At 40.3% G+C, this 15,398-nt stretch carries 17 protein-coding genes; all 17 read left to right on the top strand.

Annotated features, from left to right (window positions below; translation table 11 throughout):
- Position 1: 1 nt before the first annotated feature.
- The 17 genes from mreD (at position 2) to G590_RS21470 (ending at position 15,354) form a co-directional block, all read left to right on the top strand.
- The gene (gene mreD / locus G590_RS0101745) at positions 2-526 is read left to right on the top strand and encodes a rod shape-determining protein MreD (protein ID WP_022763950.1); all 525 of its coding nucleotides are present in this window, start codon (positions 2-4) and stop codon (positions 524-526) included.
- Complete coding sequence (locus G590_RS0101740; RefSeq protein ID WP_022763949.1) at positions 519-3,371, top strand: penicillin-binding transpeptidase domain-containing protein; 2,853 nt, start codon at positions 519-521, stop codon at positions 3,369-3,371. Before mreD ends, G590_RS0101740 begins: the two co-directional genes overlap by 8 nt.
- A gap of 8 nt (positions 3,372-3,379) precedes the next feature.
- A complete protein-coding gene (locus G590_RS0101735; protein ID WP_022763948.1) occupies positions 3,380-4,510 on the top strand; it encodes an FtsW/RodA/SpoVE family cell cycle protein in 1,131 nt (376 codons plus the stop codon).
- Between the two features lie 4 nt (positions 4,511-4,514).
- On the top strand, positions 4,515-4,910 hold the full coding sequence (mgsA, locus tag G590_RS0101730) for a methylglyoxal synthase (RefSeq protein WP_022763947.1): 396 nt from the start codon (positions 4,515-4,517) through the stop codon (positions 4,908-4,910).
- The gene (locus tag G590_RS0101725) at positions 4,894-5,859 is read left to right on the top strand and encodes a D-alanyl-D-alanine carboxypeptidase family protein (RefSeq protein ID WP_022763946.1); all 966 of its coding nucleotides are present in this window, start codon (positions 4,894-4,896) and stop codon (positions 5,857-5,859) included. Before mgsA ends, G590_RS0101725 begins: the two co-directional genes overlap by 17 nt.
- Positions 5,860-5,928: 69 nt before the next feature.
- Positions 5,929-6,348, top strand: a complete 420-nt coding sequence (locus G590_RS0101720) for a hypothetical protein (protein ID WP_022763945.1) — start codon at positions 5,929-5,931, stop codon at positions 6,346-6,348.
- 82 nt (positions 6,349-6,430) lie between these two features.
- Positions 6,431-7,939: an HlyD family efflux transporter periplasmic adaptor subunit gene (locus tag G590_RS18060; RefSeq protein ID WP_022763944.1), complete on the top strand. Its 1,509-nt coding sequence runs from the start codon at positions 6,431-6,433 to the stop codon at positions 7,937-7,939.
- An 86-nt stretch (positions 7,940-8,025) separates the two neighbouring features.
- The gene (locus tag G590_RS0101710) at positions 8,026-8,547 is read left to right on the top strand and encodes a cell division protein SepF (RefSeq protein ID WP_022763943.1); all 522 of its coding nucleotides are present in this window, start codon (positions 8,026-8,028) and stop codon (positions 8,545-8,547) included.
- Positions 8,548-8,619: 72 nt separating this feature from the next.
- The gene (gene aroB, locus G590_RS0101705) at positions 8,620-9,723 is read left to right on the top strand and encodes a 3-dehydroquinate synthase (RefSeq protein ID WP_022763942.1); all 1,104 of its coding nucleotides are present in this window, start codon (positions 8,620-8,622) and stop codon (positions 9,721-9,723) included.
- Between the two features lie 12 nt (positions 9,724-9,735).
- A complete protein-coding gene (gene lspA / locus G590_RS0101700; protein ID WP_022763941.1) occupies positions 9,736-10,278 on the top strand; it encodes a signal peptidase II in 543 nt (180 codons plus the stop codon).
- Entirely contained in the window at positions 10,278-11,210 is a 933-nt protein-coding gene (locus G590_RS0101695) for an RluA family pseudouridine synthase (RefSeq protein WP_022763940.1), read from the top strand. The genes lspA and G590_RS0101695 overlap by 1 nt, the downstream gene beginning before the upstream one ends.
- Positions 11,211-11,250: 40 nt before the next feature.
- Positions 11,251-11,886 (top strand): AAA family ATPase, encoded by a 636-nt coding sequence (locus tag G590_RS0101690; protein ID WP_022763939.1) that lies wholly within the window; start codon positions 11,251-11,253, stop codon positions 11,884-11,886.
- Positions 11,887-12,105: 219 nt separating this feature from the next.
- Positions 12,106-12,690 carry a DUF6033 family protein gene (locus G590_RS0101685; protein ID WP_022763938.1) on the top strand — a complete coding sequence of 195 codons (585 nt, stop codon included), beginning with the start codon at positions 12,106-12,108 and terminating at the stop codon, positions 12,688-12,690.
- 246 nt (positions 12,691-12,936) lie between these two features.
- Positions 12,937-13,557, top strand: coding sequence for a dihydroxyacetone kinase subunit DhaL (gene dhaL, locus G590_RS0101680; RefSeq protein WP_022763937.1), 621 nt, complete (start codon positions 12,937-12,939; stop codon positions 13,555-13,557).
- A 3-nt stretch (positions 13,558-13,560) separates the two neighbouring features.
- On the top strand, positions 13,561-13,956 hold the full coding sequence (gene dhaM, locus G590_RS0101675; RefSeq protein WP_022763936.1) for a dihydroxyacetone kinase phosphoryl donor subunit DhaM: 396 nt from the start codon (positions 13,561-13,563) through the stop codon (positions 13,954-13,956).
- A 16-nt stretch (positions 13,957-13,972) separates the two neighbouring features.
- A complete protein-coding gene (dhaK, locus tag G590_RS0101670; RefSeq protein WP_022763935.1) occupies positions 13,973-14,968 on the top strand; it encodes a dihydroxyacetone kinase subunit DhaK in 996 nt (331 codons plus the stop codon).
- An 80-nt stretch (positions 14,969-15,048) separates the two neighbouring features.
- Complete coding sequence (locus G590_RS21470; protein ID WP_022763934.1) at positions 15,049-15,354, top strand: hypothetical protein; 306 nt, start codon at positions 15,049-15,051, stop codon at positions 15,352-15,354.
- The last annotated feature ends 44 nt before the right edge of the window (positions 15,355-15,398 follow it).

The raw sequence follows: 15,398 nt of genomic DNA, 5'->3' as shown, positions 1-15,398 counted from the left end.
TATGAATTTTAGGCGTCCATTATACAATTTCATACTGGTTATCGCCTCTTTTATACTACAGACAACTGTTTTCAGAGTAGTGGACTTCGGTGGTATCACACCCAATCTGCTTATTATCCTCACAGCTTCAACGGCATTTATCAAGGGCGATAAGCCCGGCCTTTTAGTTGGATTTTTCAGCGGACTTTTAGTGGATATCTTTTTTGGTAACTATATTGGATTCTTCGCGCTTATCTATATGTACATCGGTTTCGTTGTAGGTAAGCTTCATGTGATATTCTTCACCCAGAATCTTGCCATTCCTATTGTAATAATCAGCCTTGCAGACTTTGTTTTCGGTTTTGTCTGCTATATACTTATGTTTTTGTTCAGAACCAAGTTCAACATAGGCTACTATATGACAAGCATTATTATCCCTGAGCTTGTATATACCGCACTTATCGCAATTTTCTATTATCCGTTTATCCTATGGATAAATAACTCGATCGACGAGAAAGAACAGAGGAGCGCTAAAAAATTTGTTTGATAATTTTTGGGAAGAATTCAAAAAGTTCATAACATCCAGAGCTGTGATAATTTCCACTGTTCTTGTTGTACTTTCCTGTCTTTTGGTCTACAGGCTCTTTTCCCTGCAGGTAATAAATGGAGAGTATTATCTTGATACCTTCAAGCTCAAGATCAAAAAGGAAAAGACAATTGCAGCTGCCAGAGGCAATATCTATGACAGAAACGGTAATCTGCTTGCATATAATGAACTTGCCAATGCCGTAACAATCGAAGACGTATATAAATCCGGTTCAGGCAAGAGTAAAGCCATCAATGATACGCTCGACAGACTTATTGACATTATAGAGAAAAACGGTGACAGCATTGATCAGGACTTTAATATCATCTTAAATGATGCCAATGATTTTGAGTTCACTGTTGAAGGCAACCAGCTTCTTAGATTTCTTGCAGATGTCTATGGGCACAGTTCAATTAACGACCTCAAATACGAGGAAAAGACAAAGACCGCCGATGAAGTTGTTAATGATATGTGTAAGAGCTTCAGGGTTGGTGATACCGATGAGACTACCGGTGACTTTGTTCCCATGAAGGGCTATTCAAAGTCCAAGTCGCTCAAGATCCTCAACATAAGATATAACATGAGCCAGAACAGTTATCAGAAATACATCGATACAACCGTAGCTTCTGATGTCAGCGATAAGACCGTAGCAGATGTGCTCGAAAATGCCGATACTTTGGAAGGTGTTTCCATAGAAGAGAGCACTGCCAGAAAATACGTAGATTCTGAGTATTTCTCACAGCTGCTTGGATATACCGGTAAAATATCTGAAGATGAGCTTGCTGCACTTGCACCAACCAATCCGAGCTACGGCCTCAATGATACAGTCGGAAAATCCGGTATCGAACAGGCTATGGAAAGTGTTCTTCAGGGTACTAAGGGTTCAGAGACCGTTTATGTAGATAATACCGGACAGGTAATTGAGACCAGCAACTATGTTGATTCTGTTGCAGGCAATGACGTGTATCTGACAATCGACAAGGACCTCACAGAGGCATGTTACAACATTATTGAACAGTCACTTGCCGGAATTCTTGTCTCCAAGATACAAAATGTAAAAGAATACCATTTCACCTCAACATCAAGCTCCAGTAACATTGTAATTCCTATATATGATGTTTACTATGCGATATTTGATAACGATGTTGTTGATATCAGCCATTTCAGTGCAGCCAATGCAAAAGAGAATGAGAGAGCTGTTTATGAGCAGTTTGTAAATAAAAACGCAACTGTTCTTGACCAGATAAGACTGGAACTTACCGAAACCCAGACTCCATATACCAATCTGTCAAAAGAATATCAGTGGTATATGAGCCATATTGCCTCTATGCTTTATTCAAACGGCATACTCGACTCTTCCAAAGTCGACAGGGATGACAGCGTTTATGTTGCATGGACCAAAGATGAGACAATATCACTTGCTGAATACCTTAAATACACTATTGCCGTGAACTGGGTCGATGTATCCAAGCTTAGTCTGGATAACCAGTATGCGGATTCGGAAGAGATATTTAAGCACATTGTAAATTATATAGAAAAAGAGCTTGAAGAAGATTATGATTTCCAGACAAGGCTCTATAAATACCTTCTTCTGGACGGTCACATAACAGGAACCCAGGTATGCAACCTTCTGCTTGAACAGGAAGCTATAACCATGGATCCCGAAGAGCAGGCTGTTTGGGAGAGAGGCGGAGAGTCTCCTTATACATTCATGATCAACAGGATATCAAGCCTTGATATCACGCCTGCCCAGCTTGCGTTGGATCCCTGTACAGGTTCAATGGTCGTAACTGATGTTAATAACGGAGATGTTCTTGCGCTTGTTTCATATCCGGGATACAACAATAACCTTATGGCCAACGGCGTTGATGCAGCATATTACGCCAAGCTAAGGAGTGATAATTCAAATCCTCTTTACAATTATGCGACTCAGCAGAAGACAGCTCCGGGTTCAACCTTTAAGATGGTATCTGCAACAGCCGGGCTTAACGAAGGTGTGATAACCACTGATTCCGTTATATATTGCGGAGGACAGTTTGATAAGCTCAATCCTGCTCCTCGATGCTGGATCCATCCGGGAGGACACGGAGGGCTCAATGTTACAGGAGGAATCAGAAATTCCTGCAACGTATTCTTTTACGAAGTCGGATACAGACTTGGTCTTGTCGGCGGAACTTATTCGCCTGAAACCGGTCTTCAAAAACTTGCAGGATATGCAGATATGTACGGACTTACCGAGAAATCAGGAATTGAGATTGCAGAATCCGAGCCCAATGTATCGGATCAGGACGCTGTACGTTCCGCAATCGGTCAGGGTACACATTCTTATACAACAGTAGGTCTTGCAAGATATGTAACAACTGTTGCTAACAGCGGAACCTGCTATGAACTTACTCTTATCGACAAAACAACTGATCCAAACGGTAATCTGCTTGAGGATTACAGTGCAAAAGTTCGCAACACAATAGATATGTCACCTGCATACTGGAATGCTATTCATACCGGTATGAGACAGGTTGTCCAGGACAAGTCCTATTATGCAAACCTCGGTGTAGCAGTAGCAGGTAAGACAGGTACTGCCCAGGAATCCAAGAACAGGCCAAACCATTCACTATTTGTATGCTATGCGCCTTATGAGAAGCCTGAGATAGCTATTGCAACGCGAATAGCCTACGGTTATACATCAAGCTATGCGGCACAGATAACCAAAGAAGCCCTTGCTTATTACTTCGACCTCAGGGACGAAGACGAAATTATATCAGGTACGGCGCAGACTCTGCAGGACGGAGCAACAAACGCTGACTAAGGAACAATATGGATTACTTTAAGAAGTACAGGTTGGTTGATTACGACTTTTTTCTTGCTCTTATGGTCGTGTTACTGACAATAATCGGAATAATGGCAATTAGCTCGGCAGATCCTTCATCTCAGAAAAAACAGATTGCAGGAATGGTGGCGGGCATATTTGCCATGGTTTTTATATCTTTGCTTGATTACCTTTGGTTTACAAGGCTTTACCTGATTGCTTATGCTGCAAACCTTGTTTTACTGGGGCTTGTACTGTCACCCCTCGGAAGCAGTACTAACGGTGCGCAGAGATGGATAAACCTTTTTGGCATCACTTTTCAGCCATCTGAAACAGCCAAAATTTTATTGATTTTATTTTATGCTCAGTTTATTATGAAATATAAGGATAAAGTCAAAAACCTCGGATTTATCGTTATTTGCCTGTTGTTATTGGCTGCTCCTTTAGGTCTTATAGCTTCTCAGCCTGACCTTTCTACCTGTATCATGGTCATGGTCATTTTTGCATCCATTCTCTATGTTGCCGGTATAAACAGGAAGATTGTATGGACAGTACTTGGAATCACGATTCCGACAGCTCTTTTTGTCATATACAATGCTGTTCAGGGTGAGAGCAGTTTGCTTCATGATTATCAGCAGAGGCGTATTCTTGCATGGCTTCATCCCGAAGATTATGCCAATTCCGATGCATATCAGACACTGAATTCAATGATGGCAATAGGCTCAGGACAGCTTTACGGCAAGGGTTACAACACCAATGAGATCAGTTCGGTTCTCAATGGCGGTTTCATATCAGAATCACAAACAGACTTTATTTTCACAGTTATAGGTGAAGAATTCGGATTTGTAGGCGCATGTCTTGTTGTTGCACTTATAATGATGATAGCAATAAGATGCTTTATGATATCACTTCGTGCCAAGACCAAGGCAGGAGAAGTGATTGCAGCAGGTGTAGGTGCCTGGATAGGATTTCAGGGCTTCTTAAATATGGGGGTTGCTACAGGAATCATGCCAAATACAGGTATCCCACTTCCTTTTGTCAGTTATGGACTGACTTCACTTATAAGTGTTTATGCGGGTATAGGCTTTGTACTCAATGTACGACTACAAGGCAACAAATATATTACAGGGAGGGTATAAGTTAATGAATATCGCACTTATAGCACATGACGCAAAAAAGAGACTTATGCAGAACTTCTGTATAGCATATAGAGGCATACTAAGTAAAAATGATCTTTTCGCGACAGGTACAACCGGACGCTTGATAGAAGAGGTTACAAATCTGACTGTGCACAAATATCTTGCCGGACATCTTGGGGGATCCCAGCAACTTGGTGCAGCTATCGAACACAATGAGATCGATCTTGTAATCTTTTTGAGAGATCCGCTTACTGTTAAATCACATGAGCCTGATATCAACAATGTTATGACTCTTTGTGACATGCATAACATACCTGTTGCTACCAACCTTGCATCAGCGGAACTACTGATCAAATCACTTGACAGAGGAGACCTTGAGTGGCGTGAGATGTACAAATAAGCTGCTTAGAGCTTTAAGTATTGTTTTATTGGGGACTATTTGTGTAACAGGTTGCTCCGGACTTTCATATTCATCCAAGTACTCAGTTACCTCATCACAAAGCGATAACAGAAATACTCTTTATTATCCTACATTTGCTTCGGAGCTGTGCGTCGCAGAAGATAACATGAACGAAAACGACGTAGAAATAGCAGAAGTGGCAAGTGCAGGTCTTTTTGACTTAAATAAAAAAGAAACTCTTTTTGCAAAAAATGTAAACATGCAGGTTCAGCCGGCCAGCCTTACCAAGGTAATGACAGCTCTCGTGGCGCTGAAATACGGCAAACTGGATCAGGTTCTTGAAGCACATTCTGATGTTTATGTCACTGAGAGCGGAGCACAGAAGATCAATCTAAAAGAGGGCGACAGAATGACCCTTGATCAGGCTCTTCGCATTCTTCTGATATATTCAGCCAATGACGTTGCCAACTTAATAGCATCAAATTTCGGAAGCTCCATCGAAGATTTCGTAGGCCTGATGAATAAAGAGGCTCAGGCTATCGGTGCGACTAATTCTCATTTTGCAAATCCACATGGTCTTACTGCTGATGAGCATTATGTGACGGCTTATGATATGTATCTCATTTTTAATGCTGCCATGCAATATGACACTTTCAGTGAGATTATCAATACCACCGAGTATTCAACGACTTATCTTGAATCAAGCGGAACATCCAAAGAAATAACGGTCAGTACCACAAACGGTTATTTAAAAGGTGACAAACAACAGCCATCCGGAGTAACTGTCATCGGAGGCAAAACCGGTACAACTCAGGCTGCCGGACATTGTCTAATACTTTTGGCCAGAGATACTGCATCAAATCCCTATATTGCAGTAATCATGCGGGATACAGACAGTGGACAGCTATATACCGATATGACTTCATTACTGAACGAAATCGTTAATTGAGGTTGTCTTTTAGGTACTAAAGACTTATAATATTTTTATAAAAATTTCTACTTGCAGGAGGGTATGCCGATGGTTCAGTTAATTGTTGGGAAAAAGGGAAAAGGAAAGACAAAATGCCTATTAGACAAGGTTAACACCGAGGTAAAGAACGTTCTTGGAAGTGTCGTATTTCTTGACAAGAACACCAAGCACATGTATGAGCTTAACAACAAAATCCGTTTAATTGTAGTACCGGATTTCAGTATCACCAATTCTGATGAATTCATTGGATTTGTCAGTGGTATCATTTCACAGGACCACGATCTCCAGCAAATGTATTTTGACAGTTTTTTGAAAATCTCTTGTCTTGAGGGGAAAGACATCTCAGAAGTTATTGAGAAATTAGACAAGCTCAGTGAGAAATTTGGGGTAGATTTTGTACTTAGTCTCTCATTAGACGAGTCTGAACTTCCAGAGTCAGTTAAATCTAAAGTAGTTATTTCACTTTGATAGTTTTAAATAGGATTATTCTTATAAGCCGCGGCTATCCGCGGCTTATATTCTGAAATTATACTTTAAGGACAGGTAACAGATGGCGAAAGGTCATAATCGAAAGGTTACCAAATATCCCAGAAATATAAACAATATAAATATTGGAATGATATTCTTTGCTGTAATGGCAATCTATATCATTATAAGTGTTATCACATATTTTCGCAGGGATCATATGGTTGGATATGAGGTAAAAGAGGGAGCTCTTTCAACCAACAATATCTATGACGCGGTTGCTCTTCGTACCGAGAAGATTGTAGAAAGTGATACGGCAGGTTATGTCAATTATTTCGCAACAGAAGGCGGAAGAGTGGCTGTAGGCAATCTTGTCTACACAGTTGACGAGTCGGGTCAGCTCCTTGAGTATCTCAAGTCTCAGGGAAGTGAGGAGGTTTCCTTAAGTGACGGCGATCTCTCTGAACTTCGTACGCAGATAGTAAACTTTGACTCATCATTTGATCCTCAGAATTTCCACACAGTATATGATTTTAAAGTCAGCCTTGACGGTACGGTACAAAAGCTTTCCAACAACAGTATTCTTTCAAATATCCAGTCTCTTAACGCGAACAGTGCAACACTTCAGTCTATTAATTATAAAAATGCGCAGGATACAGGTATTGTAATCTACTCAATAGACGGCTACGAAGACCTTACTCTTGAAAAAATGACTTCTGCAGTCTTTGATGAATCAAATTACACTAAGACCCAGCTTGTCAACAATACTCTTGTTAAGTCCGGAGATCCCGTATACAAGCTCTGTACCAATGAAGAGTGGTCAGTAGTGATCAAGGAAGATGATCCTGAAAAGGTACAGGAACTTGTCGATCTGGAATATGTTAAAGTGAGATTCATCAAAAATCAGCATGAATCCTGGGGCAAGGTATCAACCTATACTAATCCTGAAGGTGAAACATTTGTAAAACTGACATTTACAAATTCAATGATAACCTTCTGCAGAGACAGATTTATAAACATAGAGCTAATAACCGAAGATGAGAAAGGCCTAAAAATTCCCAACTCATCAATAGTAACCAAGAGCTTTTATCTTGTTCCCAAGAGTTACATTATAAAGAATAACGAAAACAACACCGGCGTTCTCAAAGTCAAATACGATGAACAGGGCAATGAAACTTCTGAATTCATTAACGTTGTAATCTATAATGAATCAGATACTATGTATTATCTTGGTATGGATACATTAAGAAGCGGTGATAGTCTTATACTTACTGATTCAAACCAGAGATATACCATCAGCAGAACGGACTCTCTTATAGGCGTGTATAACATAAATAAGGGGTATGCTGACTTCAGACAGATCAGTATTCTTTATCAGAATGATGAATACTCAATCGTAAGATCAAATACAACATATGGACTCAATGTCTACGACTACATAGTGTTAGATGCATCCACAGTTGATGAAAATGCTTCACAAGAAGCAACTGAAGAAATGACAGAGGAATCGACTGAAGAGGAAGCAGAAGAATCTGTTGAGGATATTTCTGACACAGGAGTCACAAACGAGCAAAAGCCCGAAAATGGCGGATAAATTTCTTAACAATATTTGACAGAATATGTCATTTTACGTTAAAATTATAGAGGTTTGTTGGGACTAAATGTGAGGAGTATAGTGATATGAGTTTCATGGATAAGTTTTTGAATGCAATTCAACTTAATGGGGAAGAAGATGGTTATTACGATGAACCTGACGAGGGCTTCACTTCCAAGGTAGATTCCATTAACAACCAGACACCTATTGGAAAGGATGATCCGAGCATAGAAATCGCTGAGGAGAAGACCAAGAAGACTGCTCCTAAGGTTTCTCCGAGCAGATCCAAGAAATCTTTATCTGCTTCAGGCATGGAAGTATGTGTAATCAAACCTACTTCGGTTGAGGATGCAAGAGAAATCACAGAAACACTTCTGGCTAATCGTACTGTTGTACTTAACCTCGAAGGTCTCGATGTTGACATTGCTCAGAGGATAATTGATTTCACATCAGGTTCGTGTTTTGCTATTGCAGGTAATCTTCAGAAGATATCAAGATATATTTTCATCATTACACCTGCATCAGTTGATATTTCCGGAGATTTCCAGAATATCTTGAGCGGAACATTTGGCGGTGGTATTACAGAAGGACCACAGCAAATAGATTAAATATCAGGCTGTTGACATGTAGCTTTACAGTCAACAGCTTTTTATTTTGAATAAAATAAACGGAGAAAAGGTATGGAAAACAGACTGACAGTAAACTATGAGGGTAAACCCTGCTATGATATAGTTTTTACCGATTCATTTTCTGATCTGTCAAAAGAGATTTCTTCTCTTGGATTTGAAAAAAGGAAAATAGCGGTAATTACAGATACTAATGTTGGAAAAATATATGGCGATGAAGTAAAAAAGAAGCTTGATGAGATTTCAGACACGGTTGTCATTTATGAAATTCCTGCAGGCGAGAGCAATAAACAGCTCTCAGAAATCGCAAAAATATATGAATTTCTTATGGAAAGACACTTCGACAGGCATGATCTGATCGTTGCTCTTGGCGGAGGCGTTGTAGGAGATATGGGTGGCTTTTGTGCAGCAACTTATCTCAGAGGTATCTCTTTTGTTCAGGTTCCCACAACTCTGCTTGCTCAGACCGACAGCAGCGTTGGTGGTAAGACCGGGGTCGATCTCAAGGGCGTCAAGAACATGGTTGGTGCATTCTATATGCCGAGACTTGTTTATATCAATGTTTCTACACTCAAAACTTTGGATGGCAGACAGTATGCATCAGGTTTTGCCGAGGTCATGAAGCATGGTCTTATCAAGGATCAGAATTTCTATGAGTTCCTTATTGAGAACATGTACGAGATCAATGATAAAGACCCTGAAGTTGTAATGGAAATGGTAAAGAGAAGCTGTGACATCAAGAGAGCAGTTGTAGAAAAAGATCCAACCGAAAAGGGAGACAGAGCTCTTTTAAACTATGGCCACACTCTTGGTCATGCCATCGAAAAGCACAAGAATTTCGAGCTTACACACGGTGAATGCGTTGCACTTGGAGCAATCGCAGCAGCTTTTATCTCCTGGAAAAGAGAACTTATCTCAATGGAAGAGTATTATGAGATAAGGGATATGTTTGTTCCGTTCAATCTTCCTATTTCAATCGAGGATGTAGATAAAGAGGCTGTTCTCGATCTCACAAAGTCAGATAAAAAATCCGACTCAGATAAGATCAAATTCATTCTTTTAAAGAAAATCGGCAAAGCTTTCATCGATGAAACAGTTACACGAGACGAGATGTCAAAAGCTCTTGATGAGATAATCTATATCGAAAATAATGATTAAAGGTTTTAAGCTATGAATACAAAAATGTCTAAAAAGAAAAAAATATTTCTCGCAGTGGATATCATAATGATCATATTGCTTGTGGCACTTGATCAGTTCACTAAATATCTTGCGTGCGAATACCTTCAGGATAAACCTGCAATTCCTCTTATTAAGGGAATTCTTGAACTAAACTTTTTGAAGAACAGCGGAGCAGCTTTCGGAATGCTGCAGAACCAGAAAGTCTTCTTTATACTTGTAGCTGTACTCATCCTCTTTATCATCGCATACGTTCTATTCAGAATGCCTGATGACAAGAAATACAACATTATGCATATACTTCTTGTCATGATTGCAAGTGGTGCAGCCGGCAATATGATAGACAGAATAAGACAGGATTACGTTGTAGACTTTATATACTTTGTCATCATAAATTTCCCGATATTTAATGTTGCAGATATTTACGTAACAGTATCGACCTTCCTCTTTGTAATTCTTTTCCTTTTCTATTACAAAGAAAATGATTTCAGTTTCCTCAGCTTTAAACAGCAGAAAAAATACAGGGAAATCAAATAATGGACGAAAACAGCGAGAAGCTTGAGTTTATTGTTACAGACGAATATGAGGGCCTTAGGATCGATAAGCTTATCAGTGAGCTTGTGGATTCTCTTTCGCGTTCATTTATCAAAAAGCTTATAGACGATGATAAGGTTATCTGTAACGGCAAAAAGGTAAAAGCCAGCTATCAGGTATCGGAAGGAGACAGAATTGAGCTGGAGATACCACCTCTTCAGATTCCTGAAATTGTTCCCGAAGATATTCCGCTTGATATTCTCTATGAAGACAATGATGTTCTCATTGTTAATAAGCCCAAGGATATGGTTGTTCATCCTGCAGCAGGCCATTACACCGGAACGATTGTAAATGCGGTAATGTATCATTGCAGAGATAATCTTTCGGGAATTAACGGTGTTATGAGACCCGGTATAGTACACAGAATTGACAAAGACACCACCGGCTCAGTAATAATCTGCAAGAATGACAATGCCCATATCAAGATTGCCGATCAGCTCAAGGAGCATTCGATAAACAGGGTCTATCATGCAATATGCTATGGAGTCATAGATCATGACGAAGGTGATGTTGATGCCCCGATTGGCAGAAGCCAGACAGACAGGAAAAAAATGGCAGTTGTAAAAAGCGGCGGAAAAGAAGCATTCACTCATTATAAGGTTTTAAAGCGCTTTCCTGAAGATAAAATGACTTATATAGAATGCAGACTAAAAACCGGAAGAACACACCAGATTCGCGTTCATATGGCTCATATAGGTCATCCTCTTTTAGGAGATGAAGTATATGCACCATCTCGAAAGAGTAAATTTAAACTTAACGGTCAATGTCTCCATGCCAAGACCCTTGGATTTATCCATCCGACAACAGGAGAATATGTGGAAGTTGATGCACCTCTTCCTGAATATTTTTCCCATTTGCTAGAGATACTCAAATAGTATAAAATTAAATTATAAAAATGCGAAGGAGTACCGGCGTATGAATACAATAATAACAATCGGCCGTCAGTTCGGTTCAGGGGGAAGAGAAATCGGAGAGAAGCTTGCAGAGCATTTCGGTATTAAATGCTATGACAAGGAGCTTCTTAGCAGAGCTGCCAAGGAAAGCGGCTTCTGTGAAGAGATGATCCAGAATCATGACGAAAGGCCTACAAATTCATTTTTATATAATCTTGTCATGGATACCTATTCCTTTGGTTACAATGCATCAAGCTTTGTTGACATGCCTATCAGCCACAAAGTTTTCCTTGCGCAGTTTGATACAATCAAAAAGATTGCGGATGAAGGTCCATGTGTAATCGTTGGAAGATGTGCGGATTATGCTCTTGCCGACTATGACAACGTCCTTAATCTCTTTATTCACGGCAATGAAGAATGCAAGATCAAGAGATTAAAAGAGCGCTTTGATGACATCACAACTGATGACAAAGCAAGAGAGATGATGAGCAAGAAGGACAAGCAGCGTCAGAGCTACTATAACTACTATTCATCCAAGAAGTGGGGCAGAGCAGACAGCTATGATCTTTGCATCAATTCAAGTATTCTTGGTATAGATGGCACTGTTAAGTTCATAATTCAGTACATTGAAGACTTTGAAAACTCAAAAAAAGCATAATTATGAATTATTGAAATTTTACTTCCGGAAAGCCCTGTGTTTTCCGGAAGTTTTTTTCATTTAGGAGCAATTTTAATACATATTTAATAATAATTTCAATCATGTGATGCTATACTGAGCGCAACACAGAATAAGGGTAATTGTACCCAGCTTGAGAGCGAAACTTAATTACTCCATCCGCAGAATGGAATCTGCGTGTATCTTTCAAGGAGGAAGAATATGGCTAACAACATAGGAGGTAGTATCAACCAGCTGTTTCGCGGTAATTCACCGGGAAATGTAAGCAAAGCCGGAAAGCCTGATGCCAAGGCTAAATTGCCATCAAAAGTTAAAGACGATGGTAAGTTGCAGAAGAGCGATAATCTATTTGGTGCAAGTGCTAAGGTAGAATTATCACCTGAAGTCGAAATGTACGGTAAGGTAGTAGATCTTTTGCAAAAGAAATACGACAACGCCGATGTATTCGTGGCAGGTCCGGGAGAAGATCTTTCTCAGATCGGAGGAGATCTTGAGTACAGCATCATCCTTTCAGAAGACGAAATGAAACTTCTTGCATCGGATGATCCAAAGGACAAGGAAGCCAAAGATAAACTCATGGGGCAGATTGATGATGCTATGAAGACCATCTCTGACATGAGTGAGAAGATTGGCGGTAATACCGATGAATCGGATGATATATCCAATTTTGGTATTAAGATGGACAAAAACGGAAAGATGAATTTCTTTGCGGATATAAACGGAAATTCATTTAAAGCTGATTCCATCGACAATTTAATCAAGAGTTTTGCAGCATCAAAAGCATAATGATAAAAGAAGTTCGTCAGCATATCTGGCGAACTTCTTTTTTATATCTTAATTGTATAGCATGCAAAGTGCATTCTCCACTAAAACACTTGTATATAATTATTGTAAATATAACACAAATTATATTTCGGAATTGTTCAAACAATTAGCCAATATACACACAAAATGTATGGTAATTATATATGTATTTGGTATAATATACTAAGTAAGGCTTTTACAATAACAAAATGGGAGGACAAATTGCATATGTCTACGAGAATTTATGATTGCCTAAAGTGTATCGGTGAAAAGATTATCGAAAACAAGGATTTTCTTACCGATCTTGACAGAGAAATCGGTGATGCTGACCACGGTGTAAACATGGCGAGAGGTTTTACAGCCGTTATTGAAAAGACATCTCCGGATGATCCGGATATCGGCGCGGTTCTTAAAAAGACCGGAATGACTCTTTTATCTACTGTAGGCGGTGCTTCAGGTCCTTTATATGGAACAGCATATATGGAAGCTGCAAAAGTACTTGCAGGAAAAGATACTTTATCGGCCGAGGATTTCAAAGCTGCTCTTGAAGCTGCAATTGCCGGTATTCAAAAAAGAGGAAAAGCTGAGAAGGGTGAAAAAACAATGCTTGATTCTCTGATTCCTGCTCTTGATGCATATTCAGCTAAGATAGCAGAAGGCGGAAGCCTTGTAGACGGCCTTGAAAAGGCTTGTGAAGCAGCTGAGGAAGGTATTGAATTCACAAAGACTATCGCTGCAACCAAGGGCCGTGCAAGCTATCTGGGTGACAGAAGTATCGGTCATCAGGATCCCGGTGCAACATCTGCAACAATGACACTTGAAGTAATCAGAGACTTTCTTAAGGGGTGAGCCATGGTAGGATTAGTAATCGTATCTCACAGCAGTAAGATTGCTGATGGAATAACAGACTTAACAGCTCAGATTGCAGCCGCTCATAAAGGTATTATTGCAGCAGGCGGTATGGAAGACGGAGAAATAGGTACCGACGCCGTAAGAATATCTGAGGCCATTAAAAAAGCCAACGATGGAGACGGAGTTGTTGTTCTTGCCGATCTCGGAAGCGGAATTATGAGCGCAGAAACAGCAATAGAGCTTCTGGACGGTGAAGATATCAATGTAAAACTTGCAGATGCACCAATTGTAGAAGGTGCCATCGCTGCAGCTGTAACAGCAGTTTGCGGTCAGAATATGGAGGCAGTTATTGCAGCCGCTGAGCAGACGCGTGCTGTCAAAAAAATAAATTCATAAAACAAGGAGGCAGGACATGAAGAAACTAATCAATGGGGTTGACAACGTTGTTGACGAGATGCTGGATGGTATGATTGCAGCTTATCCTCAGTATCTGAAAAGGCTCGATGGCTTTGATGTTGTTGTAAGAGCCGGTGGCTCAGATGGTAAGGTTGCTCTTGTATCCGGTGGCGGAAGCGGACATGAGCCGGCACACGGTGGCTACGTTGGTAAGGGAATGCTTGATGGCGCTATTGCAGGCGCTGTTTTCACATCACCTACTCCTGACCAGATTTTTGAAGCTATCAAGGCAGCTAATGGTGGTAAGGGTGTTCTTCTTGTTATCAAGAACTATACCGGTGATGTTATGAACTTCGAGATGGCTGCTGATATGGCACGAGATGAAGGCATTGAGGTTGATCAGGTTATTACAGCCGACGACGTTGCTGTTGAGAATTCTACCTGGACTACAGGAAGAAGAGGAATCGCAGGAACTATCTTTGTTCACAAGCTGGCGGGCGCATGCGCAGAGGCCGGTGGAAGCCTTGCTGATGTTAAAGCAGTTGCTGAAAAAGTTATTGCTAATGTTCGCTCAATGGGTATGGCTGTTGATGCCTGCACAGTTCCAGCAGCAGGAAAGCCAAGCTTTGATCTTGCAGAGGATGAGGTTGAGATCGGTATCGGTATCCATGGTGAGCCCGGTGTAAACCGTGAGAAGATCAGTCCTGTTAATGATATCGTAGATAAACTCCTTGCTAAGATCCTTGCAGAAGGCATCTATAATGCAGGCGACGAAGTAGCTGTTATGGTTAACGGCATGGGCGGAACACCTCTAATGGAGCTCTTTGTAGCAAATAAGCACCTTGCAGATGAGCTTGCCAAGAAGAATATCAAAGTTTATAAGACTCTTGTAGGTAACTACATGACATCACTTGATATGGAAGGCTTCTCAATCACACTTCTCAAGGTTGATGATGAGCTCAAGAAACTCCTTGATGCTCCTGCAGATACACCAGCATTTGTTCAGGCATAATATGATACAATAATATAAAATAATATATTAAGCCGGAGAGTAGGATATCCCTGCTTTCCGGCTTTATTGGAGGAGAAATAATGGCAGCTGCAAAAACCACTACAACCAAGAAAACAACATCAAAAAAGACTACAACTGCAAAGAAGACAGGTACTACAGCTAAGAAGACTACAACAGCAAAAAAGACAACGGGAACAGGTACTTCCGTAAAGGTTACTGCAACCGAGAAGAAACTGCTTGAGCTATACAGAGCTGCTGATTCTGATACCAAAAAGGCTGCAATAGCTCTTTTGAAAGGTGAGAAGTCACAACTTAGCGGCATACTTGATTCTATATTGGAAAACAAGCAAATAATGAATACAGTAACCAGTTTATTTAAGAAGTAAATCAAGAGGCGGATTGTTGGGCAAAACTAAATGAAGAATCATCC

Source organism: Butyrivibrio sp. XPD2006 (assembly GCF_000420865.1).
GTDB lineage: Bacteria > Bacillota > Clostridia > Lachnospirales > Lachnospiraceae > Butyrivibrio.
The sequence above is the reverse complement of the archived record's forward strand: the minus strand, read 5'-3'. Positions and strand labels throughout refer to the sequence as shown.

Excerpts from the sequence above, each read along its gene's own strand:
- mreD (WP_022763950.1), top strand. The coding sequence starts at position 2 with ATGAATTTTAGGCGTCCATTATACAATTTCATACTGGTTATCGCCTCT.
- G590_RS0101735 (WP_022763948.1), top strand. The coding sequence starts at position 3,380 with ATGGATTACTTTAAGAAGTACAGGTTGGTTGATTACGACTTTTTTCTT.
- mgsA (WP_022763947.1), top strand. The coding sequence starts at position 4,515 with ATGAATATCGCACTTATAGCACATGACGCAAAAAAGAGACTTATGCAG.
- G590_RS0101720 (WP_022763945.1), top strand. The coding sequence starts at position 5,929 with ATGGTTCAGTTAATTGTTGGGAAAAAGGGAAAAGGAAAGACAAAATGC.
- G590_RS18060 (WP_022763944.1), top strand. The coding sequence starts at position 6,431 with ATGGCGAAAGGTCATAATCGAAAGGTTACCAAATATCCCAGAAATATA.
- G590_RS0101710 (WP_022763943.1), top strand. The coding sequence starts at position 8,026 with ATGAGTTTCATGGATAAGTTTTTGAATGCAATTCAACTTAATGGGGAA.
- aroB (WP_022763942.1), top strand. The coding sequence starts at position 8,620 with ATGGAAAACAGACTGACAGTAAACTATGAGGGTAAACCCTGCTATGAT.
- lspA (WP_022763941.1), top strand. The coding sequence starts at position 9,736 with ATGAATACAAAAATGTCTAAAAAGAAAAAAATATTTCTCGCAGTGGAT.
- G590_RS0101695 (WP_022763940.1), top strand. The coding sequence starts at position 10,278 with ATGGACGAAAACAGCGAGAAGCTTGAGTTTATTGTTACAGACGAATAT.
- G590_RS0101690 (WP_022763939.1), top strand. The coding sequence starts at position 11,251 with ATGAATACAATAATAACAATCGGCCGTCAGTTCGGTTCAGGGGGAAGA.
- G590_RS0101685 (WP_022763938.1), top strand. The coding sequence starts at position 12,106 with ATGGCTAACAACATAGGAGGTAGTATCAACCAGCTGTTTCGCGGTAAT.
- dhaL (WP_022763937.1), top strand. The coding sequence starts at position 12,937 with ATGTCTACGAGAATTTATGATTGCCTAAAGTGTATCGGTGAAAAGATT.
- dhaM (WP_022763936.1), top strand. The coding sequence starts at position 13,561 with ATGGTAGGATTAGTAATCGTATCTCACAGCAGTAAGATTGCTGATGGA.
- dhaK (WP_022763935.1), top strand. The coding sequence starts at position 13,973 with ATGAAGAAACTAATCAATGGGGTTGACAACGTTGTTGACGAGATGCTG.
- G590_RS21470 (WP_022763934.1), top strand. The coding sequence starts at position 15,049 with ATGGCAGCTGCAAAAACCACTACAACCAAGAAAACAACATCAAAAAAG.